The organism is Micromonospora sp. CPCC 206171, from assembly GCF_036906755.1.
In the GTDB taxonomy this organism is placed as follows: Bacteria; Actinomycetota; Actinomycetes; order Mycobacteriales; family Micromonosporaceae; genus Micromonospora; species Micromonospora purpureochromogenes.
Window position 1 is genome coordinate 370,200 of sequence record NZ_JBAKHT010000001.1, and the last position, 23,273, is coordinate 393,472.

Genomic DNA, 23,273 nt, shown 5'->3' on the forward strand with positions numbered 1-23,273 from the left:
CGTCGAAGGCGGGCGCCGGGAAGGCCAGCTCGGTGCCGTCGTCCAGGAGGAGCACGCCGGTGCGGGTCTGCGCGTCGAAGGTCGCCACCGTGCCCTGCATGCCAGCACCGTACCCCGCCGCGCTCTCCCCTCGGTCCGCGGCGAGCGCGGCGGTGCGCGGCCCCAGCCCGAGCTGCCGCGCCGCCGTCAGGTCGGCGGCGGTGTCCACGTCGCGGCGCAGCGAGGGCCACGGCCCGGCCAGCGGGAGCGCCCCGCTCGCGGCGTGCGCCGCCGCCGAGTCGACCCCGAACCGGGGCTCCAACGGCACGCCGGGCGGTGTGGTGAGCAGCACGGTGCCGCTGCCCGGGGCGTCGGCGACGAAGCGGCGTACCCCCGGATCGTCGGCGGCGGCCCGCAGCGCCGCCGCCAGCTCCGCCGGACGCAGCGCCGGCAGGTCGGCGGTGAGCCCCGCCACCCAGGCGCCCGCCGCGGCGGCCGTGGCGCCGTGCCGGAACGCGGCGTTCAACCCGGCCTCCGGCTCGTCCGGCACGATCCGGGCGCCGGCCGCGCCCAGCAGCGCCGCGGCCCGCTCGTCGCCGGTGACCACCAGGACCTCGGCGACCGCGGGGCAGGCCCGCACCGCGCGGACCGTGTCGGCCGCCAGGGCCAGTGCCAGCTCCTCGTGGGGTACGGCCGGCAGCGCGCCCCGCAACCGGCTCTTAGCCGCGCCCAGGCGCTTCACCGGCACCACCACGGTCCACCGCCTCTGACCCACGCGACAATCCTGCCAGCGTCGACGGTGGTACCCGCACTGGCCGTACCCGGGGCGAGCAGGCATGATTTCCGCTGCGGGCCGCACCGGTGGGTGCGGCGCGCGGGGTTGGGGCGACGAGGAGGCAGGGTGACACGGCGCAGGCTGGGTTTCTGGCAACGTTTCGCCGTGGCGCTGGTCAAGCCCGTGATGCTGGTCTGGACCCGGCGCACCTGGCGCGGCGCCGAGCAGTTGGGCCGCGACGGCGGCATCATCATCGTGCCCAACCACCTCTCGCACGCCGACCCGCTGGTCTCGGCGCACTTCATCTATGAGGCCGGCCGCTGGCCGCAGTACCTCGGCAAGGCCAGCGTCTTCCGGGTGCCGGTGATCGGGTGGATCCTGCACCGCTGCCGGCAGATCCCGGTGGAGCGCGGCACCGCCGACGCGGTCAAGTCGCTGGACAAGCTGATCGCCGCGCTCGACGCGGGCGGCGCGGTGGTGATCTACCCGGAGGGCACCATCACCCGCGAGCCGGAGCTGTGGCCGATGAAGGGCAAGACCGGGGCGGCCCGGCTGGCGCTGGCCACCGGCGCGCCGGTGATCCCGCTGGCGATGTGGGGCCCGGAGAAGCTGTTCGACCCGCGGACCACCCGCTTCGGCCTGCGGCCCCGCACCCCGGTGACCGTGGTCGCCGGCGAGCCGGTCGACCTGAGCCGGTGGGCGGGCGCCACCCCGAGCCGGGCGGTGCTGGAAGAGATGACCGACGAGATCATGTTGAGCCTGCGCGCCCTGCTGGCCGACATCCGCGGTGGCACGCCGCCTCCGCTGTGGGACCGTCCCGCCCGTCCGCGTACTCCCGAGGTGACCTGATGAGCGAGCTCGACCAGCTCAGTGTGGTGGCGCCGCGCGCCGCCGATCGTGTGGAGGCGGGGGCATGAGCGGCCACGTGGCGGTGCTGGGGGCCGGGTCCTGGGGGACCGCCTTCGCCAAGATCCTCGCCGACGCCGGCCGGGACGTGACGATCTGGGCCCGGCGGGAGTCGGTCGCCGACGCCATCCGGGTCCACCGGCGCAACCCGGACTACCTGCCGGACCTGCGGCTGCCCGAGCGGGTCACCGCGACCGGTGAGGCGGCCAAGGCGATCTCCGGCGCCGAGCTGGTGGTGCTCTCGGTGCCGTCGCAGACGCTGCGCGGCAACCTCGCCGACTGGGTCGGCCACCTTGCCCCGGACTCGACCCTGGTCTCCCTGATGAAGGGCATCGAGCTGGGCACCACCCGGCGGATGAGCGAGGTGATCGTCGAGACCGCCGGGGTCAGCCCGGACCGGGTGGTGGTGGTCTCCGGCCCCAACCTGGCCCCCGAGATCGCCGCCGAGCAGCCCGCCGCGACGGTGGTCGCCGGCACCGACGCCCGCCGCGCCGCGCTGGTGCAGTCCTCGATCCGGACGCCGTACTTCCGCCCGTACACCAACGACGACGTGATCGGCTGCGAGTTGGGCGGGGCGGTCAAGAACGTGATCGCCCTGGCGTACGGGATCGCCACCGCGATGGGGTTCGGCGACAACACCCGGGCGATGCTGATGACCCGCGGGCTCGCCGAGACCGCCCGGCTGGGCGTCGCGCTCGGCGCCGACCCGATCACCTTCGCCGGCCTCGCCGGCATGGGTGATCTGGTCGCCTCCTGCTCCTCGCCGCTGGCCCGCAACCGCACCTTCGGCGAGCACCTCGGCCGGGGCGAGACGCTGGAGCAGGCGCAGGCGGCGACCCGGCAGACCGCCGAGGGCGTGAAGAGCTGCCTGGCCATCCGGGACCTGGCCCGGGCGCACGGGGTGGAGATGCCGATCACCGAGCAGATCGAGCGGATCTGCCACGAGGGCATGGACCCCCGGCTCGCCGTGGACGCCCTGATGAGCCGCACCGCCAAGCCGGAGTCGTACGAATGAGCGCCGCCGAGCCGCGGTGGCGGGACGGCACCCGCTGCGTCCGGGCCGGGCTGCCGGAGCCGGTGCCCGGGGACCCGTTCCTGCCTGGGCCGGTCTTCGCCGCGCCGTACCACCTCGACCCGTGGCAGGGGCCGGCCGCCACGGCGAACGGCTACGGCCGGCCGGACAACCCCACCCGACGGCTGCTGGAGTCGGCCATCGGCGAGTTGGAGGGGGGCGACTGCCGGGTCTTCGCCAGTGGTCAGGCCGCCATCACCGGGCTGCTGCTGGCCGTGCTGCGACCCGGGGACACCGTGCTCCTCCCCGCCGACGGGTACTTCCCGGTGCGCGCCTTCGCCACCGCCACCCTGGAGCGGATCGGGGTGCGGGTCGGGTTCGTGCCGACCGTCGGGCCGTACCCGTCGTTCGAGGGCGTCCGGCTGCTGATGCTGGAAACCCCGGCCAATCCCGGCCTGGACGTGGTTGACGTCGCCGCGCTCGCGCGGGAGGCGCAGGCCGCCGGCACCCTGCTGGTGGTCGACAACACCACCGCCACCCCGCTCGGGCAACGCCCGCTGGACCTCGGCGCCGATCTGGTGGTCGCCTCCGGCACGAAGGCGCTGACCGGGCACTCCGACCTGCTGCTGGGCTACGTGGCGACCCGCTCGGCGGAGCTGCTGGAGACGCTGACCGCCTGGCGCACCACCACCGGCGCGGTGCCCGGGGCCTTCGACGCCTGGCTGGCGCACCGGTCGCTGGCCACCCTCGACCTGCGACTGGCCCGGCAGTCCGCCAACGCGGCGGCGGTGGTCGAACTGCTCGCCGGGCGCGCCGACGTGACCGGCCTGCGCTGGCCCGGGCGACCGGAGGACCCGGCGTACGCGGTGGCCTCGGCGCAGATGCGGCGGATGCCCGGCGTGGTCTCCTTCGACCTCGGCGACGCCGACCGGGTGAGCCGGTTCGTCGAGGCCGCCCGACTGGTCGCCGCCGCCACCTCCTTCGGCGGCCTGCACACCACCGCCGACCGGCGGGCGCAGTGGGGCGACGACACCGCGCCGGGCTTCGTCCGGCTCTCCTGCGGCGTGGAGGACACCGCCGACCTGGTCGCCGACATCGCCGCCGCGCTGGACGCCGCCGGGCCGGTCGGTCCGCTATCGTGATCCCCGGCCCGCGCGGGCCCCGACCCGAGGAGGTGAGTCCGATCCGCCAGACAGCAGGAACGGCGCTCCTCTCCGAGTCCCCGTCGCACCGCTAGGCGACGGCCGGGAGCGCCGACGAGCGTTCCCGAAAGGCATCCCATGGCACCGACCGCGTTCCACGTCGACCGTCCCGCCCTCGTCTCGCGGCTGCGCGCCGCCGGCTGCGTCTACGCCGAGGACGAGGCGGAACTGCTCCTCACCGCCGCCGACTCCGCCGAGACGCTGACCGCCCTCGCCGACCGCCGGGTCGCCGGCGTTCCCCTGGAACACCTGCTCGGCTGGGCGGAGTTCTGCGGGCTGCGGGTCGCCGTCGACCCCGGCGTCTTCGTGCCGCGGGGCCGTACCGCCCTGCTGGTGGAGGCCGCGGCCGCGATCGCCGGGCCGGCGCCGGCGGTGGTCGACCTCTGCTGCGGCTCCGGCGGCACCACGCTCGCCCTCGCCGAGCGCCTCGCCCCGCGCTGGCTCGCCGCCGTCGACGTGGACCCGGCCGCGGTGGCCTGCGCCCGGCGCAACCTCGCCGGTCGCGACGTGCCGGTGCTGACCGGCGACCTGTACGACCCGCTCCCGCCGGCCTGGCGGGGGCGCCTCGACCTGGTGGTGGCCAACGCCCCGTACGTGCCGACGGAGGCGGTGGCGCTGCTGCCGGCCGAGGCGCGGCTGCACGAGGCGCCGGTGGCGCTGGACGGCGGGGCGGACGGGCTGGCCGTGCTGCGCCGGGTGGCTGCCGGGGCGGTGGACTGGCTGACGCCCGGTGGCCACCTGGTGGTGGAGGTCAGCGAGACCCAGGCGGACTCCCTCTGCGCGGCGATGAGCGCGCTGGGGCTGATGCCGACGGTGGTGCGGGAGCCGGAGTGGGACGCCACCGCGGTCACCGCCCGCCGGCCCGACTGACCACCCGGCCGCCGGATCGGCGGGCGCGCTGGCCGTTCGCGGCATGGCGGGGGCGAAAGACGGGAACTAGCCTCGTTCCAAGGTCGGGCGGGAGGCGGTGGCGGCGTGGACGTGCCGGTGGTGGTCGGTCTGGACAACGGTGGCACGAGCGACAACGCCACCGTGCTCACCCTGGACGGCCGGTTCCTGGTCGACGGGCTGCTGGAGATCCCCAGCGAGGTCCAGGCCGGCCCGGAGGCAGCGATCGAGGCGCTGGCCCGCGCGCTGGACGGCGTCCTGGCGCACACCGGCGTGCCCCGTGAGCTGGTCCGGGCGGTCGGGCTGGACACGCCGGGACCGGCCAGCGCGACCGGCGTCATCTCCTCGCGGGGGTCGACCAACTTCGCCCAGCCGGCCTGGCACGGGTACGACGTGCGCGGCGCGCTGGAGCGGCGGCTCGGCCTGCCGGTGGTCTACCACAACGACGGCAACGCGGCCGCGCTCTACGCCCACCATGTCCACTTCGGAGCCGAGGCGATGGTCCGGTCCTCGGTGTCGGCGATCGTCGGCACCGGGCTCGGCGGCGGTGTCGTGGAGAACGGTCGGGTGGTCACCGGCGCGGCCGGGATGGCCGGCGAGTTCGGGCACGTGCACATCCCGCTGACCGGGCTGCTCGCCCCCGGCCAGCCGGAACCGACCTGCGCCTGCGGTTTCGTCGGGGACGCCGAGAGCATCGCCTCGCTGACCGGGATCCGGCGCAGCCTGCTGCCGTTCTGGTTGGGGCGCCACCCCGACCACCCGCTCGCCGCCGAGCCGGCGGACCGGGCCGCCAAGCTGCTGCGCGGGTACGCCGAGCGCGGCGACGAACTGGCCCGGGAGGTCTTCGCCCAGCAGGCGGCGGCGCTGGGCCGGCTGTTCACCATCGCGGCCAACTTCACCGACCCGCACGCGTACTTCGTCGGGGGTGGGGTGGTGGAGGCGGCGCCGGAGTTCCGGGAGTGGTTCCTGGCCACCGTGCGGGAGAACACCGTGCTCCGCGCGGAGCAGGCGGCGGTGGCCACCTTCGCCCTGGTGCCCGACCGCGACATGGCCGGCGCGCGCGGCGTGGCCATCGCCGCGTTGGAGGCGCTGCGCGCCGCTCCCGTCTCCCGGCCCACCCTGGCGGCCTGACCCGCCCCGGCGGCCGACCGGGTTGACCATGGAGTTCGCGTCCCGGATCGGGCCATCCGGGACGCGAACTTCGTGACCAACCCGATGGGTGGGCCGGGGTCAGCCGCGAGGTGGGGCGGTGGCGAAGGCCGCCCAGGCGGCCGGGGGGAAGAGCAGCACCGGGCCGGCCGGGTCCTTCGAGTCGCGGACCGCGACCCGGTCGGGCACGGTCGCCAGCTCCACGCAGGCGCCCTGGTCCCCGCTGTATGTGCTCTTGCGCCAGCTGGCCGTCGCCAGCGCCGCGCTGATCGTCGGTGTCATGGTCCTACCGTCCCTTCAACAGTTGCAGGAGCTGGTCGCGGCTGTCCGTCGGGCTGAGCGCGACGGTCCGCAGGTGTTCCATGATCTTGGTGCAGGTACGCAGGTCGCCCGGCCGGTCGAGGACCATCTGCCCGGCGACCGTCTCCACCGAGGCGATGATCGGGTCCTCGGGGTCGGCGAACTCGAGGATGTGCAGCGAGCCGCGGGTACCCCGGTGGTAGCCCGCCGCCAGCGGGATGACCTGCACCGTGACGTTGGGCAGCTCGGCCATCTTGAGCAGGTGGTGCAGCTGCCGTTCCATCACCGAGTGGTCACCGACCGGGCGCAGCAGGGCACCCTCGTCGATGATCGCGTCGAAGATGGGCGGGTCGTCGGCGGTGATCCGCTGCTGCCGGTCCAGCCGTAACTGCACCCGCTGCTCGACCTGGTCGTCGCCGAGAGTGTGCGGCCCGCCGCGCATCACGCCCCGGATGTAGTCCGCGGTCTGCAACAGGCCGGGCACCACCGAGGGCTCGAAGTTGGCGATGCCGGTCGCCTCCGCCTCCAGGGCGATGAAGTCGATGGTGCGTTTGTCCAGCAGGTGTGAGTACGGCACCCACCAGCCGGGCTTGCGGGTGTCCTTGGCCAACTGCACCGCCGCGGCGATGTCGTCCGACCCGACGCCGTAGAGGCTGAGCAGCGCGCGCACGGTGGCGGGGTTGACCAGCGTCTGGGCGTTCTCATAGCGGGACAGGGTGCTGCGGGTGCTGTTGATCTCGTCGGCGGCGGCCTCGAGGGTCAGGCCGGCGGCCTCGCGGTGGGTGCGCAGGGCGATGCCCAGCCGGCGGGCCCGGGCGGTCTTCGGAGCCATACGTTGATGGTGACATATGTTCACGGGAAGGTGTGCATGAGAGAACGTCGATGAGAGTTGCATTCACGCGTGTCCACCTGTCAATCTGTGATGGCGTCCTCACCAACGGTTGTCGTGGCGACGGCGGTGGTGAGCGACCGGAGGGGATGGGGCGCGTGGCGATCGGGTTTACTCCCCCGTACCCGATCGCCACGTGCCACCCGCGACCGTCCACCGGGAGGACTTCGCCGATGACCGTGACCGGACACCGGGGCGAGCGGCGATGACCCGCTTCCTCGTGGTGCTCACCGACGTCCGCCCCGTGGAGGGCGAGATCCGGGACGAGCGACGGGCCCCCGAGCGGCGCCGCCAGGTGGTCGGTGCGAGCAGCCGGGAGGCCGCCGACCGGATCGCCGGGGCGTTCATGGCGCTGGGCATGGTGCGCGCCGGGCGGCAGCGGGTGAAGGTGATCGCCGTCGGTCGCCGGCACGGTGCCGTCAGCGTCGGAGGCGACTGAGTCGACTACGCACCGTATCGGTACGGGTGACCGTTTGCGAGGGAGGTACGCGTCCTCCTGGGTATCACCATCGGCGCGCCGCCACCCACAGTAAGGTCGACCGGGTGAGCGCCGCTGGCGGCTCCGCAGTCGCGTACCGAGAGGTGACCCAGTGACCACCCCAGGCAAGACCCGCGTGGCGATCGTCTTCGGCGGCCGCAGCCCCGAGCACGGCATCTCCTGCGTCAGCGCCGGCAGTGTGCTCGGCGCGCTGGACCCCGACGAGTTCGAGGTGGTGCCGGTCGGCATCACCCGCCAGGGGCAGTGGGTGTTGGCCAGCGGTGACCCGGCCCGGCTCGCCATCAGCGACCGCAAGCTCCCGGAGATCACCGCCGGCTCCGGCGCCGAGGTGGTGCTCCGCGCCGACCCGACGGCGGGTGGCCTGATGGTGCTCGACCCGACCGAGGGGCCCCGGGCGCTCGCCGACGTGGACGTGGTCTTCCCGGTGCTGCACGGCGCGTACGGCGAGGACGGCACCATCCAGGGGATGCTGGAGATGGCCGACATTCCGTACGTCGGGGCGAACGTCTTCGCCTCCGCCGCCGCGATGGACAAGGAGTTCACCAAGAAGCTCTGCGCCGCCGAGGGCATCCCGGTCGGCCCGTACGCGGTGCTGCGCAACGGGATGACCCTCAGCGAGCAGGACAAGCAGCGGCTCGGCCTGCCGGTCTTCGTCAAGCCGTCCCGGGCCGGCTCGTCGTTCGGCATCACCAAGGTCGACGACTGGGCGCAGCTCGAGGCGGCGGTCGCCACCGCCCGCGAGATCGACACCAAGGTGCTGGTCGAGGGCGCGATCGTCGGCCGGGAGATCGAGTGCGGGGTGCTGGAGGGCGAGGCCGGCGGCGCGCCCGAGGCGTCCGTGCTGGCCGAGGTGCGGGTGGTCTCCGGCCACGACTGGTACGACTTCGAGGCCAAGTACATCGACGACGCCTGCGAGTACGACATCCCCGCCGGGCTGCCGGAGGAGGTGACCCGGCAGGTGCGCGAGTACGCCACCCGGGCGTTCACCGCGCTGGACTGCTCCGGCCTGGCCCGGGTCGACTTCTTCGTCACCCCGGAGCTGGACGTCTACCTCAACGAGATCAACACGATGCCGGGCTTCACCCCGACCTCGATGTTCCCCCGGATGTGGGCGGCCTCCGGCCTGGAGTACCCCAAGCTGGTCAACCGCCTCATCCGCACCGCCCTGCACCGCAACACCGGCCCCCGCTGACCCTGACCCGGCCCCGCGCGCACCTCGCTCAAGATCCGCCCACGTTCACGGAAAGAGTGGCCATCCGCGCCCGAATGGCCACTCTTTCTCGGAAAGTGCACCCGAATCCGGGCGTCGGCCCGGGGGCCGGGGCCCGGGGGGAGGGGAAGGGGGGGAGGGGTCAGGGGGTGCAGCCGGCGGGGGTGTCGCCGGCGGAGGGGACCGAGGCGACCACGGCGTCGGCGAGCGGGGCGATCCACTGCAACGGCTGCTCGTACGCGCGGGGGACGGTCACCCGGACCGCGGTCTCCCGGTCGACGGTGGTGAGCACGGTCGCGCCGGCCTCTTCGGCCGCGTACCAGCAGACCTTGTTGATCGTCCAGACGTCGCCGGTGGCCGGGACGGCCGGCTCGGCTCCGCCGCAGGCCACGGTGAGCGCCGGATCGCCGTACGCGGCGTTCTGCTCGGCACCGGCGGTCACCGGCCGCTGGGCCAGGTCCCGCACCGACGGGGGGAGCTGCGACATCAGCGCCCGGCAGACGGTGGCCGGCCGGGCGGCCAGCGCCGGGGCGGCCATCTCGACCGGGGTGGTGGACTGCGGGCGGGCGCTGACGGCGGTGGGGCTGGGCGCGGCGGCCGGGGTGTCCGGTGCCAGCTTGGCGAAGGTGAATCCGGCCACAGCCACCGTCACGGGCACCGCGACCAGGGTGGCGACCAGCGCGGCGCGGCGGGTCGACCGGTCCCAGCCCGGCTTGCGGGCGGCGGTCGGCGTGGCCGGCTTGCGGCCGGCGGTCTGCTCGGCCGGCTCGGCGCCGGCGGTCGGGGAGGAAGTCATCTCGTCCACTTACAGGCGCACCACCGAACACGTGAGGGTGCGGGTGATGCCGGGCACCATCTGCACCTTGCTGACGATGAGTTTGCCGAGCTCGTCGACGGTGTTCGCCTCGGTGAGCACCACCACGTCGTACGGCCCGGTGACGGCGTCGACCCGTACCACGCCGGCAAGGTCCGCGATCAGCCCGGCCACGTCACGCGCCCGGCCGACCTCGGTCTGGATGAGGATGTACGCCTGTACCACGACTCGACCTCCGTCCGTCGCCGCCCGTGGGCGGCCCGAAGGGTGAAAGTACCTTACGGAGCAGGCGTGATCCCTATCGGTGGTCGAGGGGAAGCAGTGAGCGAGCGCGGCGAGGGAGTGCCATGAGTGTCGCGGGTGTCGGGGAGTTCGGCCTGATCGACCGGGTGACCGCGCGGCTGACGTACGGATCGAGCTGCCTGCTCGGTCCGGGCGACGACGCCGCGGTGGTGGCCGCCCCGGACGCGCGGGTGGTCGCGTCGACGGACGTGCTGGTCGAGGGGCGGCACTTCCGGCGGGACTGGTCCGGCGCGCGGGACGTCGGCCACCGGGCGGCGGCGGCCAACCTGGCCGACATCGCGGCCATGGGGGCCACCCCGACCGCGCTGCTGGTCGCCCTCTGCATGCCGACAGACCTGGAGACGGCCTGGGCGGAGGAGTTGGCCGACGGGCTGGCCGCGGAGGCGGCCACGGTGGGGGCGAGCGTGGTGGGCGGGGACATGTCCGCCAGCCCGACCCTGACCATCGCCGTCACCGCCCTCGGCGACCTGGGCGGCCGGGCGCCGGTGGTGCGCTCCGGGGCGCGGCCCGGGGACGTGGTCGCGGTGGCCGGGCGCAGCGGCTGGGCGGCGGCCGGGCTGACCGTGCTCTCCCGCGGGTTCCGCACGCCCCGGCTGCTGGTCGAGGCGTACCGGCGGCCGGCGGTCCCGTACGCCGCCGGCCCGCACGCGGCCCGGCTCGGGGCCACCGCCATGATCGACATCTCCGACGGGCTGGTGGCCGACCTGGGGCACGTGGCGAAGGCCAGCGGGGTCGGCCTGGACGTGCACCGGGACGCCTTCGAGGTGCCCCGGCAGATGCGGGACGCCGCGCAGGCGCTCGGCGTCGACCCGTACTCGTGGATCCTCGGCGGGGGCGACGACCACGCGCTCGCGGCCACCTTCCCGCGTTCGGTGGCGCTGCCCGACGAGTGGCGGCCGGTCGGCCGGGTGGTGGAGGGCGCCGGCGTCACCGTCGACGGTGAGAAGTACGACGGTCGGGGCGGCTGGGACCACTTCCGGTAAGGGGTGGTCGTACCCTTCACCCGTGAGTGAGATCGAGATTCGCCCGCTGGCCTTCGACTCGCCGGTGGCGCGGTCGCTGATCAGCGCGGCCCTGGCCGACCTCGGCGAACGGTACGGCGGCAGCGGCGACGACACGCCGGTCGACGCGGGCGAGTTCGTCCCACCGCAGGGCGCCTTCCTGGTCGCGTACCTCGACGGCGAACCGGTCGGCTGCGGCGGCTGGCGCAGCCACGGCGACGACACCGCCGAGCTGAAGCGGATGTACACCGCCCCGACCGCCCGGGGCCGCGGGGTGGCCCGCGCCGTGCTGGCCGCCGTCGAGGAGTCCGCCCGCTACCACGGGCGCAAGCGGATGATCCTGGAGTGCGGCGACAAGCAGCCCGAGGCGATCGGCATGTACACCTCGGCCGGGTACGAGCCGATCCCCAACTTCGGCTTCTACGCCGACGCGCCGGGCTGCCTCTCCTTCGGCCGTACCCTCTGACCGGCCCGGCGGGGTCGGCCTCAGCCGACGCTGATCTCCACCAGCCCCGCCGCGTGCCGGGCGGCCCGGGTCGCCTCGGCGGGGTCGTCGCCCCAGGTCAGCACCAGACCGCTGCGCCGGGCCGAGGAGACCACCTCGCCGAGGATCTCGCCGACCGCGACGTCCACCTGTGCGCTGAGCACCCCGGGCGCCCGCAGCGCGGCGCGCACGCCCGTCACGGCGGTCACCGTGCCGGGCGGGGCGAGCAGGAACTCCACCGCCGCCGCGCCCGCCGGCCGGGCCGGCAGCGCGGGCCGTTCGCCGCGCAGCAGCCGCAGGTACGCGGGGATGAACCCGCAGTCGTACGCGACCGAGACCAGCGCGGCGATCATGTCACCGGGCAGTCGGGCGGCGCACTCCACCAGGGTCGGCACCCCGTCGGCGACGATCCACTCGCTGTGCAGCACCCCGGTGCGGAACCCGGCCGCCGCCGCCAGCCGGGTGGCGACCTCGACCAGCTCGGCCCGGGCGGCCGCGGGCAGGGCCGACGGCACGGTGTGACCGGTCTCGACCGGTCGGGGGCCGGGCAGCACCCGCTTGTCGGTGACGTTGGCGAAGCACACCTCGCCGTCGGCGACCAGCAGCTCGACGCTGTGCTCCGGGCCGACGACCAGCTGCTCGACCAGCACCTCGGTGGGCAGGCCCCGGTCGGTGGCCTCGGGCGGCTCCTCCGGCGCGGCCGTCGTCGCCCAGGCCGAGGCGATCGCTGCCGGCTCGGTGATCAGCTGCACGCCCAGGCTGCCGGAGCGCCGGGTCGGCTTCAGCACGCACCGGCCGCCGAAGCGCTCGGCGAAGGCCGCCGCCCGCTCGGGCGTGCCGACGAGCTCGTACGCCGGGTTGGGCAGCCCGGCCCCGGCCGCGACCTGCCGCATCCGGTGCTTGTCGGCGAAGACCTCGGCGGCCCCCGGGCCGGCCCCGGGCAGGCCGAGCCGGTCGGCCAGCCGGGCGGCGGCCGGGACGGCGTACTCGATGCCGGGCACCACCAACCGCGCGGCGGCCAGCCCGGGCTCCCGGGCCAGCAGCGCGTCGACGTCCAGCCCGGTCTGGTACTCGGCGGGCACCACCCGCGAGACGACGGGCAGGTCGGCCGCGAGCGCCGCGACGTTCCGGCGGTGGATGACGTCGGGCTCCTCGATCAGCACGACGGCGCCGGGCGGGAGCTGCTCGTCGAGCCAGTGCAGCATGCCGAGCGCGGCCCCGACGAAGATCAGCTCGTCGCGGCCCAGGTCCAGGTCCAGGTCCACCGGTCGGTCCTCCGTACGGCGTCGGTGCGCCGAGGCCGGAGACCGGTCGGTCGGGCGGCGCAGGCAGACCGTAGCCGGGCGCCCGGGGCGGGTCGAGAAAGTCGTCGGGGACCGGTCACCGGCGCGGCGATCGACCCCGGACACGACAGAACCGGCGGACCGTCACGGCCCGCCGGTGCTGGCGAATGTTCGAGCTGGAGGCGTTACCGCGTCAGGCGCGGGTGACCTTGCCGGCCTTGATGCACGAGGTGCAGACCTGCATCTTCTTGGTGTTACCGCCACCGGCCGGGGTACGCACCGACTGGATGTTCGGGTTCCAGCGGCGGTTGGTCCGCCGGTGCGAGTGGGACACGTTGTGGCCGAAGCCCGGTCCCTTGCCACAGACGTCGCACACGCTAGCCACGGGATACTCCTGGGATTGATACGTTCATGAGGTCGCCGGCAGGCGCTGCCCGGGCAACCTGGCCAGGTTACCCGATGAACGGGGGGTCCGACCAACCGCCCCGGACGGACCGGGCGGGTGTCGGTGCGCGACAGTAGGCTTCTGGCCGTGCTGGACACCCTCGACGCCGCCGCGGTGCGCCGCTGGTGCGTGGGTGGGCTCACCGCGCTGCGGCGCCACCAGGGCGAGATCGACGAGCTCAACGTATACCCCGTCCCCGACGGCGACACCGGCACCAACATGGTGCTCACCCTCACCTCCGCTCAGCAGGCGCTGGCGATGGACCTCGACACCCTCCCGGGGGACGGGCCCACCGCGCACGGGCACGCGCTGCGGCTGATGGCGCGCGGGGCGCTGCTCGGCGCCCGGGGCAATTCCGGGGTGATCCTGTCGCAGATCCTGCGCGGCCTGGCCGACGCGCTCGCCCCCGTCCCGGCCGTGGCCGGCCGGGCGCTGGCCGTCGCGCTGCGCGCCGCCGCCGACGCGGCCTACGCGGCCGTCGCCCGCCCGGTGGAGGGGACACTGCTGACCGTGGTCGCGGCCGCCGCGACGGCCGCCGAGCAGGCCGACAGCGACGACCTGCGCACGGTGGCCCGGGCGGCGGCGGGCGAGGCCGCCCGCGCCCTGGCCCGCACCCCGGAGCAACTGCCCGAGCTGGCTCGGGCCGGCGTCGTCGACGCCGGCGGCCGGGGGCTCTGCCTGCTGCTCGACGCGCTGGTCGAGGTGGTCACCGGGGAGAGCCCACCCCGGCCGGCGCCGGTGACCCGGGCGGTCCGCCCGCCGCTCACCACCGTCCGCGAGGCCGGCTCCGCCGAGTACGCGTACGAGGTGCAGTTCCTGCTCGACGCCGACCACGAGTCGGTGGCCCGGATGCGCGCCGAACTGGCCGGGCTGGGCGACTCGCTGGTGGTGGTCGGCGACGGCGCCTCACCGGCGGCCTCCACCACCTGGAACGTGCACGTGCACGTCAACGACGTGGGCGCCGCGGTCGAGGCGGGCGTGGTCGCCGGCCGGCCGTACCGGATCTCGGTGACCCGCTTCGCCGACCAGGCCGCGCCGGCGCCCCGGCCCGGCCCGGCCGCCGACGGCCGGGCGGCCGTGGTGGTCGCGGCCGGCGCGGGCATCGCGGAGCTCTTCGCCGGCGAGGGCGCCACGGTCGTGCCGGGCAACCCGTCCACCGGCGAGCTGCTGGACGCGATCCGCGCCACCGACGCGGCCCGCGTGGTGGTGCTCCCGAACGACCCGAACACCCAGGCCGTGGCGAGCGCCGCCGCGAAGGAGGCGCACCGGCTGGGCATCAAGGTCAGCGTGGTGCCGACCCGCTCACCGGTGCAGGCGCTGGCCGCGCTCGCGGTGCGCGACCCGCGGCGGCGCTTCGAGGACGACGTGATCGCGATGGCCGAGGCCGCTGGCGCCTGCCGGTACGCCGAGGTCTGCCACGCCAGCCGGGAGGCGCTGACCGTGGCCGGCCCCTGCCGCCCCGGCGACGTGCTGGCGCTGGTGGAGGGGGAGGTGCACCTGATCGGCGCCGACCTGGTCGACACCTGCGCCGCCGTGGTGGACCGGATGCTGGGCGGCGGTGGCGAGCTGGTCACCCTGCTCACCGGCGCGGACGCCCCGGACGGTCTCGCCGACGCGGTGCGCGCGCACGTCGGCCGGCGCTGGCCGTTCGTCGAGGTGCAGGCGTACCCGGGCGGCCAGCCGCACTATCCGCTCCTGGTGGGGGTCGAATGACGTCCAAGCCGTCCACGGTGGACACGCCGCTGAAGAAGCTGGTCGGGGAGAAGACGGCCAAGGCCCTGGCCAGCCACCTCGACCTGCACACCGCCGGCGACCTGGTCTACCACTTCCCCCGCCGGTACGACGAGCGCGGCGAGCACACGGACATCCGCTCCCTCGACGTCGGCGAGCAGGTCACCGTGCTGGCCCAGGTGCAGCGCACGGCGGTGCGGCCGATGCGCCAGCGCCGGGGCAACCTGCTGGAGGTGACCGTCGGCGACGGCTCCGGCGGCGTACTCACCCTGACCTTCTTCGGCAACCAGGCGTGGCGGGAGCGGGAGCTGCGCCCCGGGCGCTGGGGGCTCTTCGCCGGCAAGGTCACCGAGTTCCGGGGCAAGCGGCAGCTCAACGGCCCGGAATACCAGCTCCTCGGGGATTCGACCGACGGCGAGGCGGCGGCGAGCGAGGAGATCGAGGAGTTCGCGGGCGCGCTGATCCCGGTCTACCCGGCCGCCGCGGCCGTACCGACCTGGGTGATCGCCCGCTGCGTCCGGGTGGTGCTGGACACTTTCACCCCGCCGGAGGACCCGCTGCCGGCGACCGTGCGGGCCGGGCGCAACCTGGTCGGCATCGGCACCGCCCTGCGGGAGATCCACCGCCCCTCCAGCAAGGAGGAGCTGTACCGGGCCCGCCGCCGGCTCAAGTGGGACGAGGCGTTCGCCGTCCAGCTCACCCTGGTGCAGCGCAAGCACCGGGCGGCGTCCTGGCCGGCCCGGCCCCGCCCGCCGAAGCCCGGCGGCCTGCTCGACGCGTTCGACGCCCGGCTGCCGTACGAGCTGACCTCCGGCCAGCGCGACGTCGGCGTGCAGATCGCCGCCGACCTGGCCACCCCGCACCCCATGCACCGGCTGTTGCAGGGCGAGGTGGGTTCCGGCAAGACGGTGGTGGCGCTGCGGGCCATGCTCCAGGTGGTCGACGCCGGGGGGCAGGCGGCGCTGCTCGCCCCGACCGAGGTGCTCGCCGCGCAGCACTACCGGGGCATGCTGGACCTGCTCGGGCCGCTGGCCACGGCCGGTGAGCTGGGCGCGGCCGACGACGCCACCCGGGTGGAGCTGGTCACCGGTTCGCTCGGGGCGGCGGCCCGGCGGCGGGCGCTGACCGAGGTCGCGGAGGGGCGGGCCGGCATCGTGCTCGGCACTCACGCCCTGCTCTACGAGGGGGTGGACTTCGCCGACCTGGGCCTGGTGGTCGTCGACGAGCAGCACCGGTTCGGCGTCGAACAGCGCGACGCGCTGCGGTCCAAGGCCGACCAGCCGCCGCACGTGCTGGTGATGACCGCGACGCCGATCCCGCGCACGGTGGCGATGACGGTCTACGGCGACCTGGAGACCTCCACCCTGTCCCAGCTGCCGCAGGGCCGCTCCCCGATCGCCTCGCACGTGGTGCCGGCGGCGGAGAAGCCGGCCTTCCTGGACCGGGCCTGGCGCCGGCTGCGCGAGGAGGTGGCCGCCGGCCACCAGGCGTACGTGGTGTGCCCGCGGATTGGCGAGGGGCCGCAGAGCGAGGAGGAGCCGCCGCGGGAGGACGACAACGGGCGGCGGCCCCCGCTGGCCGTGACGGAGGTGGCGCCGCTGCTCGCCGAGGGGCCGCTGCACGGGCTGCGGATCGGCGTCCTGCACGGAAAGCTGCCCGCCGACGAGAAGGACGCGGTGATGCGCTCCTTCGCCGACGGGAAACTGGACGTGCTGGTCGCCACCACCGTGGTGGAGGTCGGCGTCAACGTGCCGAACGCCACCGTGATGATCGTGCTCGACGCCGACCGGTTCGGCGTCTCCCAGCTGCACCAGCTGCGCGGCCGGGTGGGTCGGGGCACCGCCCCCGGGCTCTGCCTGCTGGTGACCGAGGCGGCCGAAGGGTCCTCGGCCCGGGAACGCCTCGACGCGGTGGCCTCCACCACGGACGGTTTCAAGCTGGCCGAACTGGACCTGGAACAGCGCCGGGAGGGCGACGTGCTCGGCGCCACCCAGTCGGGCCGCCGCTCGCACCTGCGGCTGCTGTCGCTGCTGCGCGACACCGACCTGATCCGCGACGCCCGCGCCGAGGCGATCACCCTGGTCGAGGAGGACCCGGAGCTGGAACGGCACCCGGCGCTGGCCGCGTCGGTCGCCGTGCTGGTGGACGAGGAGCGCGCGGAGTACCTGGAAAAGGGCTGAGCTCGGCCTCGCCGGTGTCGACCGGCGTGACGACCTCCTTCATCTCGGGCAGCCGGCTCGGCGCGACGCGGCTCGGCGAGTTCGCGGTCCTGCATACCCTCGGCGGCCGCCGTCGCGTGTCCCCGATCCCGCCGCCCGCCGGTCGGTCTCGTCGGACGGGACCGGTGTCCTGGCCCCTGTCGAGCTGATGACGTAGACGACTCACGGCGGCGGGTGGCCCGGGCGGGGGCGATCTGCTGCGCCCCGCGCACGACGACTCCTGCCGTCACCCGTCCTGCGCCGTCATCCGTGCCGCGCCAACCCCGTGCCGTCCCACGGCCGCCGGCCGGCCCTGGCGTACGTGCACCGGCAGTGCGACCCCGTGCCGTCCCACGGCCTCATGCCGTCCCACGGCCTCATGCCGTCCCAAGGCCCCGTGCCGTGCCACGCGCCGTTGCCGTGGCGTGCTGCGGCATCGCCCCGGACTCGCTCGCGCTGAATCGTTCACGCCATCAGTTCGACAGGGCGTGCAGAGGTGGCGTCGGCCCTGCGCGGGTGCGGCGCGCCGTGCGAACCGGGCGCCGACGGCGCGCTGGAGGCGCTGGCCTGCGTGGGCACCGGTCGAGCTGAGCCCGGCCGGGCGCTGTCGCGGATCCAACGCGGGCGGGCGGGAGCGGCGCGAGGGCGCGCCGACCGGTCGGTCGACGCGCCCTCGGCTTCAGGCAGGTGGTGCTCAGGCGGTGAAGCGCACCCGGCGGCGGCGGGCCACCACGAACAGGATCGCGCCCGCGGCCAGCAGCACGACGGCACCGGCGGCGATGCCACCGGTGGCGGCGCCGGTGACCGGCAGGCCACCACCCTCACCCTCGTCGCACTTCTTCGGCTGGGTGTACTCGATGGTCTCGGAGCCCTCGACCACGTCGTAGGAGACGGTGACCTTCAGGCCCTGGTATGCGTCGAAGCTGACCGAGCTGGTCTTGCCCGGGCTCGACTCGAGCTTCTTGGTGACGCCCTTCTCGGTGGTGAACGTGGCGGTGAAGGGGATGCCCTTCGCCGGGTTCTCCACGATGAAGGTCATCTCGTCGCAGGTCTCCTCGAGCCGGAACACCGGCTCCTCCGGCGCGCTCGGCGTGGTGGCCGACGGGGTCGCGCTCGGGCTGGTGGTCGACGGCGACGGGGTGACCTCGGGGGACTTGGTCGGCTCCGGGGACTTCGTCGGCTCCGGCGTGGTCGGCGACGGCGACGGCGACTCGGTTGCGGCGCAGTCGCCGGCCGGCTGCGCGGAGACGGTGCGCTCCTCGGTGATGATCCGGTCGCCCCGCTCCCACCGGGCCTCGACGGTCAGCTTGAGCTCCGGCAGCGCCCCGGTGAAGGTGTGCGCCTGGGTGCCGGTCAGCGGGCCGTCACCCTTCTTGGGCAGCACCGCGTTCAGCGCCAGCGCGCCGGTGAAGTCACCCGGCACGGTCGACTCGAGCTTGGTGATGGTGCCGGCGAGGTCGGTCTCGCTGTTGCCGACGGTCCAGCTGACGATGATCTTGCCGTCCGGCGCGGCGCAGTAGGTGCCCGAGGGCTCGGGGTGGTGGGCCATCGCGGGTCCGGCGACCGTGGCGACGCCGGCGAGGCCGATCAGCGTGCCGGCGGCGATTGCGGCGACGCGCCGGAACTTCAGGCGGTTCACGTGTACTCCTGACGGGGGGAGGTTCGCGGGGTGTGCGGCCGGGGAGGCGGGAGCCGGCGGGACCGAGCGGTCGTGCGGGACCGAGCGGTCGTGGCTCAGCGCAACATCCTCGGGGTCGCGGCGCGTCCGCGCGAGCGCGAGCGCGCCGGGTGAATGTACCGACGGGTAGTGGGCGGTCCCGCCGCCGAGGGCGGTTGTTGCCGTTTCGAGATCATCGATAGACCGAGCGTCACCGGACGACTGCGGACTCCAGAATGGACGGCTGGTACGCGAAGGGCGCGCCGACCGGTCGGTCGGCGCGCCCTCAGGCGATCACAGTGGATCAGGCGGTGAAGCGGATCCGTCGGCGTCGGGCCACGACGAAGAGCACCGCACCGGCCGCCAGCAGGGCCAGCGCGCCCGCGGCGATGCCGCTGGCCGCCGCGCCGGTCACCGGCAGGCCCGCACCGGGCGTACCGCCGCCCGCGCCGCCCTCGGCGCAGTCCTTCGGCTGCTCCCAGGCCAGCGGCCCACCGGAGTCCAGGTCGCCGGTCACCGTCACGGTGAGGCCCTTGCTGGCCGTGAAGCTGACGGAGCCGGTGCGGCCCGGCTCGACGGTCAGCGTCTTCGCCTCGCCCTTGCTCGGGGTGAAGGTCGAGGTGACGGTCGCGCCGTCCTCCGGGTTGCTGATCCGGAAGGTCATCGCGTCGCAGGTCGACTCGTAGTCGGCGTCCGGCGCGCCGACCTCGGGCCGCTGGCAGTCCTCGGGCTTCTGCCAGCCGCCGGTGAAGTCCTTCATGCCCGCGGCGGCCACGCCGATCTCCTGCGCCTGCCCGGGGTTGAGCTTCCGCGTCTCGATCTTGCGCATGGGCACGGTGACGGTCTGGGTGAAGCCGCCGCTGCCGGTGATGGTGAAGATCGCCGCGGCGTTGCCGGTGCGGTTGACCATGGTCAGCTCGACGCCGCCCGCGCAGTCGGACTCGGCGATCACCTCGGGCGCCGCCGAGCAGCTGCCCGAGCCGCCGTTGTACCAGCCCTTCGGGCCGGTGGACCGGGCGCCGATGCCGGAGGGGCTGCCGACCTTGCGGTCGCCGTACCGGTCGCTGGTGTCGGTCAGCGGGTCGATGATCGTGCTGCCGAAGAGGAAGTCGACCTGGGTGTGGCAGGTCGGCACCTCGACCCGGAAGTCCAGGGTGGCCACACCCAGCTGACCGTCGCCAACGCCGACGAACTTCTTGATCGACTTGTCGAGCACGTACTGCGGCACGGCGAATGTGGCCGACGGCGTCACGTACGACACCAGGGCCAGCTCCTGCTGCTCGCCTGCGCAGAGCGGGCCGTTGGTGAGGGTGATCGAGGCCTCGCCCTTCGGGCCGTCGAAGGTGTGCGTGTACGTCGCGTCGACGGCCTTGACGCAGTTCGGCGCCGGCTGCGTCGGCGTGCTCGACGAGGCCGTCACGGTCGGGGAGGCCGACGGCGAGGGCGACGTGTTGGTGGCGCCCGCCGGGGCCGTGCAGGCGAAGGCCGTGGCGAGGCCGGCCAGCGCGGCGGCGGCCACGGCGAGCGGTCGCCGGAGCGAGGGCTGGGGACGGATCACGCGTACTCCCGGGGTGAAGATGCGTCAGGGTGCGGCGTGGGGTGGCGGTGGCGTTGGTCCCGGTCGCATTGCGGCACGTCCCGTGACGGAGCGCTCCCCGGCGCCGCGTGGCCGGCGGAGCGTCGCCGGCACCCGGCCGACCCTAAACGGATCGCCGTCGGCGCTACAGCGCTCAGGATGGACTAAGGATCATGTTATTGATCTGAGATCATTGATATACCGGCAGTGATCATGAGGGCACCGGTCCGGCACGCACCGTGTCGGCCGGGCCGGCTCGACTGTCGCGTAGCGTCATCTCCATGAGCAGGGGTAGACCGTGACCCGGATCGTCGCCGGCACGCTCGGCGGCCGGCGGATCGCCGCGCCGCCCGGCGCCGGCACCCGACCCACCTCCGACCGGGTCCGCGAGGCGTTGTTCAGCGCGGTGCAGACCGAGATCGACCTGGTCGGCGCCCGCTTCGCCGACCTGTACGCCGGCTCCGGCGCGGTCGGGCTGGAGGCGCTCTCCCGGGGCGCCCAGCACGTGCTGCTGGTCGAGTCCGACCCGCGTGCCGCGCGCGTCATCAGGGAGAACGTCGCCGCGCTCCGGGCCGCCCCGGCCGCCCGGCTGGTCACCGGCAAGGTGGCCGGCGTGCTCGCGGCCGGTCCGGGTGGCGAGCCGTACGACGTCGTCTTCGCCGACCCGCCGTACGCGGTGCCCGACGCCGAGATCACCGCCATGCTGGCCGCCCTGGTGGAACACGACTGGCTGGCCCCGGGAGCGCTGGTGGTGGTGGAGCGCTCCAGCCGCACCGGCCCCGTCGAGTGGGTGGAAGGCGTCACCGCGGAGCGCAGTCGCCGTTACGGCGAGACCTCCCTTTGGTACGGTCGCCGATCATGAGACGTGCGGTGTGTCCCGGCTCGTTCGACCCGGTCACCAACGGACACCTCGACATCATCGGACGGGCCAGCCGGCTCTTCGACGAGGTGATCGTCGGCGTGCTGGTGAACCAGGCCAAGAGTGGCCTGTTCACCGTCGAGGAGCGGATCGACATGCTCCGCGAGGTGACCTCCTCGTACGAGAACGTCCGGGTCGAGTCCTTCCGTGGCCTGCTGGTCGACTTCTGCCGAGCGCAGGAGGCGAGCGTGCTGATCAAGGGCCTGCGGGCGGTCAGTGACTTCGACTACGAGTTGCAGATGGCGCAGATGAACATCGGCCTCGCCGGGGTCGAGACGTTGTTCATGCCGACCAACCCGCTCTACTCCTTCCTCTCCTCCAGCCTGGTCAAGGACGTGGCGAAGTGGGGTGGCGACATCTCCGCGCACGTGCCGGACGTGGTACGCCACGAGCTGGTCGCCCGGCTCGGCCCCGAGCACCGCGGCTGACACCTCGCCGCGTACCGCCGCCCGCCGGTCCCGGCGGGCGGCTCGTCGCGACGCGCCGCGCCGGGGCGGATCGGGCGGGGCTCGCCCGCGCAGGACATCATGTGTGGAGCGGGAACCCGGCCGTAACCCGCATCATGTAGGTCGGCCGACGAACGACAGGAGTGAGGTACCGGTGGACCCGCTCGATCGCATCGACGAACTGATCGCCATGGTGGAGCAGGCCCGCTCCGTCCCGATGTCGCGGAACAACTGCATGGTCGACCGGGGCGAGATGATCGCGGTCCTGGACGAGCTGCGCGCCGAACTCCCCGCCGACCTGCGCCGGGCCGCCGCCCTCCTGGAGGAGCGGGACAAGATCATGGAGGCCGGCAAGCGGGAGGCCGACCGGATCATCAGCGAGGGTGAGGCGGAACACGCCCGCCTGGTGTCGGTGAACGAGATCACCGTCTCGGCGGAGCACGAGGGGGCCCGGATCATCGCGGAGGCCCGGGCCGAGGCGCAGCGGCTGCGCGACGAGGTCGACGACTACGTCGACACGGCGCTGGCCAACTTCGAGCAGTTCCTGACCCGGGCGCTGGCCTCGATAGAGCGCGGCCGGGACAAGATGCACGCGCTGCGCGAGATCGGCACCTTCGGTGGGGACGAGGCCGAACGCCCGCTACCCTTCTGAGCGGCACCTCACCAGCCGACACCTCAGGTGGGCGTCGCCCCCGGTTCGACGCTGGGGCCCTCGCCCAGGTAACCTTTTTTGTCGGCCTCTCACCGGCCGGAGTCTGACTATGCCCAAACACTCGCCATCGACACTCAATCCCAGGTCGCCGCTGGTCCTCGACACGAGGGACCTGCCGCGCCGGCCTGGTGCGTTGCGTACGGTCAAGCGGGTCGCCTCGGCACCGGCGGACCTCGGCGTGGAGTTGATCGGCGTGCCGGAGGGCGCGGACCTCGACCTCGACCTGAGGTTGGAGTCGGTGTCCGAGGGCGTGCTCGTCTCCGGGACCATCAGCGGTCCCGTCCGGGGCGAGTGCGGCCGGTGCCTGCGCCAGATCAACGACTCGGTGGTCGTGAACATCCAGGAGCTGTACGCGTACGAGAACAGCACCACGGACGACACGACCGACGAGGACGAGGTAGGCCGGATGCAGGGCGATCTGATCGACCTGGAGCCGGCGCTGCGGGACGCGGTGGTGCTGACGCTGCCGACCAACCCGCTCTGCCGGGAGGACTGCCCAGGACTGTGCCCCGAGTGCGGGGTGCACTGGGACGATCTGCCGGCCGATCACAGCCACCAGCAGATCGACCCGCGTTGGGCGGGCCTGTCGCAACTGAACCGTACAGAGGAGTAGGAACCGTGGCCGTCCCGAAGCGCAAGATGTCGCGCAGCAACACCCGGTCCCGCCGGGCGAACTGGAAGGCGGCCGTGGTCGCGACCGTGGCCTGCCCGCAGTGCAAGTCGCCCAAGCTGCCGCACGCCGCGTGCTCCGTCTGCGGCACGTACAACGGCCGCCAGGTCCTCGAGGTCTGAGACCTGGACGCCGAGTGACGCCCCCGACCACGGGTCGGGTGGCGCGCGCACCCTGGCGATCGCCCGGTGCCCCGGCTCCTTCCGACGCCGGCCGGCCTGCTCC

24 protein-coding genes and 1 pseudogene are annotated in these 23,273 nt (G+C 74.3%); 16 read left to right on the forward strand and 9 right to left on the reverse strand.

All coding sequences use genetic code 11. The features are described 5' to 3' along the window. Positions 1-118: 118 nt before the first annotated feature. Positions 119-754: pseudogene (cofC, locus tag V6U89_RS01630) on the reverse strand (2-phospho-L-lactate guanylyltransferase); the annotation flags it as partial. A gap of 126 nt (positions 755-880) precedes the next feature. Between cofC and V6U89_RS01635 the strand changes: the two are divergent. The 5 genes from V6U89_RS01635 to V6U89_RS01655 all read left to right on the forward strand — a co-directional run bounded on the left by V6U89_RS01635 (position 881) and on the right by V6U89_RS01655 (position 5,893). Further along, a complete protein-coding gene (locus tag V6U89_RS01635) occupies positions 881-1,603 on the forward strand; it encodes a lysophospholipid acyltransferase family protein (RefSeq protein ID WP_334568775.1) in 723 nt (240 codons plus the stop codon). 64 nt (positions 1,604-1,667) lie between these two features. Then, complete coding sequence (locus tag V6U89_RS01640) at positions 1,668-2,675, forward strand: NAD(P)H-dependent glycerol-3-phosphate dehydrogenase (protein ID WP_334568776.1); 1,008 nt, start codon at positions 1,668-1,670, stop codon at positions 2,673-2,675. After that, positions 2,672-3,814 (forward strand): cystathionine gamma-lyase, encoded by a 1,143-nt coding sequence (locus tag V6U89_RS01645; RefSeq protein WP_334568777.1) that lies wholly within the window; start codon positions 2,672-2,674, stop codon positions 3,812-3,814. Before V6U89_RS01640 ends, V6U89_RS01645 begins: the two co-directional genes overlap by 4 nt. A 138-nt stretch (positions 3,815-3,952) precedes the next feature. Next, complete coding sequence (locus tag V6U89_RS01650) at positions 3,953-4,744, forward strand: putative protein N(5)-glutamine methyltransferase (RefSeq protein WP_334568778.1); 792 nt, start codon at positions 3,953-3,955, stop codon at positions 4,742-4,744. 105 nt (positions 4,745-4,849) lie between these two features. Next, positions 4,850-5,893 carry an ROK family protein gene (locus tag V6U89_RS01655; protein ID WP_334568779.1) on the forward strand — a complete coding sequence of 348 codons (1,044 nt, stop codon included), beginning with the start codon at positions 4,850-4,852 and terminating at the stop codon, positions 5,891-5,893. Positions 5,894-5,992: 99 nt separating this feature from the next. Here the strand turns inward: V6U89_RS01655 and V6U89_RS01660 are convergent, their stop codons facing one another. Both V6U89_RS01660 and V6U89_RS01665 read right to left on the reverse strand, forming a co-directional pair. Then, complete coding sequence (locus tag V6U89_RS01660; RefSeq protein ID WP_334568780.1) at positions 5,993-6,193, reverse strand: DUF397 domain-containing protein; 201 nt, start codon at positions 6,191-6,193, stop codon at positions 5,993-5,995. A gap of 4 nt (positions 6,194-6,197) precedes the next feature. Next, the gene (locus V6U89_RS01665; RefSeq protein ID WP_334568781.1) at positions 6,198-7,043 is read right to left on the reverse strand and encodes a helix-turn-helix domain-containing protein; all 846 of its coding nucleotides are present in this window, start codon (positions 7,041-7,043) and stop codon (positions 6,198-6,200) included. 262 nt (positions 7,044-7,305) lie between these two features. Between V6U89_RS01665 and V6U89_RS01670 the strand changes: the two genes are divergently transcribed. After that, positions 7,306-7,539, forward strand: coding sequence for a hypothetical protein (locus tag V6U89_RS01670; RefSeq protein ID WP_238451948.1), 234 nt, complete (start codon positions 7,306-7,308; stop codon positions 7,537-7,539). Between the two features lie 151 nt (positions 7,540-7,690). Then, complete coding sequence (locus tag V6U89_RS01675) at positions 7,691-8,791, forward strand: D-alanine--D-alanine ligase family protein (RefSeq protein ID WP_334568782.1); 1,101 nt, start codon at positions 7,691-7,693, stop codon at positions 8,789-8,791. Positions 8,792-8,951: 160 nt separating this feature from the next. Here the strand turns inward: V6U89_RS01675 and V6U89_RS01680 are convergent, their stop codons facing one another. Next, positions 8,952-9,614 carry a DUF3515 family protein gene (locus V6U89_RS01680; RefSeq protein ID WP_442933845.1) on the reverse strand — a complete coding sequence of 221 codons (663 nt, stop codon included), beginning with the start codon at positions 9,612-9,614 and terminating at the stop codon, positions 8,952-8,954. Beyond that, positions 9,615-9,848 (reverse strand): Lrp/AsnC ligand binding domain-containing protein, encoded by a 234-nt coding sequence (locus tag V6U89_RS01685; RefSeq protein WP_013284547.1) that lies wholly within the window; start codon positions 9,846-9,848, stop codon positions 9,615-9,617. It abuts the gene before it with no gap. A gap of 122 nt (positions 9,849-9,970) precedes the next feature. Between V6U89_RS01685 and V6U89_RS01690 the strand changes: the two genes are divergently transcribed. Together V6U89_RS01690 and V6U89_RS01695 are read left to right on the forward strand one after the other, a co-directional pair. Continuing rightward, complete coding sequence (locus tag V6U89_RS01690; RefSeq protein WP_334568785.1) at positions 9,971-10,909, forward strand: thiamine-phosphate kinase; 939 nt, start codon at positions 9,971-9,973, stop codon at positions 10,907-10,909. A 22-nt stretch (positions 10,910-10,931) separates the two neighbouring features. Continuing rightward, complete coding sequence (locus tag V6U89_RS01695; protein ID WP_334568786.1) at positions 10,932-11,393, forward strand: GNAT family N-acetyltransferase; 462 nt, start codon at positions 10,932-10,934, stop codon at positions 11,391-11,393. A 20-nt stretch (positions 11,394-11,413) separates the two neighbouring features. Here V6U89_RS01695 and V6U89_RS01700 read toward each other — a convergent pair whose 3' ends face one another. Next, entirely contained in the window at positions 11,414-12,676 is a 1,263-nt protein-coding gene (locus tag V6U89_RS01700; RefSeq protein WP_334568787.1) for an ATP-grasp domain-containing protein, read from the reverse strand. Between the two features lie 211 nt (positions 12,677-12,887). Beyond that, entirely contained in the window at positions 12,888-13,079 is a 192-nt protein-coding gene (rpmB, locus tag V6U89_RS01705) for a 50S ribosomal protein L28 (protein WP_088963534.1), read from the reverse strand. A 147-nt stretch (positions 13,080-13,226) separates the two neighbouring features. Here rpmB and V6U89_RS01710 point away from each other — a divergent pair, with 147 nt between their 5' ends. Both V6U89_RS01710 and recG read left to right on the forward strand, forming a co-directional pair. Beyond that, complete coding sequence (locus V6U89_RS01710) at positions 13,227-14,852, forward strand: DAK2 domain-containing protein (protein ID WP_334568788.1); 1,626 nt, start codon at positions 13,227-13,229, stop codon at positions 14,850-14,852. Continuing rightward, on the forward strand, positions 14,849-17,050 hold the full coding sequence (recG, locus tag V6U89_RS01715; protein WP_334568790.1) for an ATP-dependent DNA helicase RecG: 2,202 nt from the start codon (positions 14,849-14,851) through the stop codon (positions 17,048-17,050). Before V6U89_RS01710 ends, recG begins: the two co-directional genes overlap by 4 nt. Positions 17,051-17,762: 712 nt before the next feature. Here the strand turns inward: recG and V6U89_RS01720 are convergent. Next, the gene (locus tag V6U89_RS01720) at positions 17,763-18,707 is read right to left on the reverse strand and encodes a cell wall anchor protein (protein ID WP_334568791.1); all 945 of its coding nucleotides are present in this window, start codon (positions 18,705-18,707) and stop codon (positions 17,763-17,765) included. Between the two features lie 322 nt (positions 18,708-19,029). Next, positions 19,030-20,283 (reverse strand): cell wall anchor protein, encoded by a 1,254-nt coding sequence (locus V6U89_RS01725; protein WP_334568792.1) that lies wholly within the window; start codon positions 20,281-20,283, stop codon positions 19,030-19,032. A 316-nt stretch (positions 20,284-20,599) separates the two neighbouring features. Here V6U89_RS01725 and rsmD point away from each other — a divergent pair, with 316 nt between their 5' ends. The 5 genes from rsmD (at position 20,600) to rpmF (ending at position 23,170) form a co-directional block, all read left to right on the forward strand. Then, entirely contained in the window at positions 20,600-21,163 is a 564-nt protein-coding gene (gene rsmD, locus V6U89_RS01730; RefSeq protein ID WP_334568793.1) for a 16S rRNA (guanine(966)-N(2))-methyltransferase RsmD, read from the forward strand. Continuing rightward, positions 21,160-21,648 (forward strand): pantetheine-phosphate adenylyltransferase, encoded by a 489-nt coding sequence (coaD, locus tag V6U89_RS01735; protein ID WP_210777900.1) that lies wholly within the window; start codon positions 21,160-21,162, stop codon positions 21,646-21,648. The genes rsmD and coaD overlap by 4 nt, the downstream gene beginning before the upstream one ends. 172 nt (positions 21,649-21,820) lie before the next feature. Then, positions 21,821-22,318 carry a hypothetical protein gene (locus tag V6U89_RS01740; protein ID WP_154943401.1) on the forward strand — a complete coding sequence of 166 codons (498 nt, stop codon included), beginning with the start codon at positions 21,821-21,823 and terminating at the stop codon, positions 22,316-22,318. Positions 22,319-22,427: 109 nt separating this feature from the next. After that, positions 22,428-22,991 (forward strand): YceD family protein, encoded by a 564-nt coding sequence (locus V6U89_RS01745; protein ID WP_334568794.1) that lies wholly within the window; start codon positions 22,428-22,430, stop codon positions 22,989-22,991. Between the two features lie 5 nt (positions 22,992-22,996). Continuing rightward, the gene (gene rpmF / locus V6U89_RS01750; protein ID WP_088646032.1) at positions 22,997-23,170 is read left to right on the forward strand and encodes a 50S ribosomal protein L32; all 174 of its coding nucleotides are present in this window, start codon (positions 22,997-22,999) and stop codon (positions 23,168-23,170) included. The last annotated feature ends 103 nt before the right edge of the window (positions 23,171-23,273 follow it).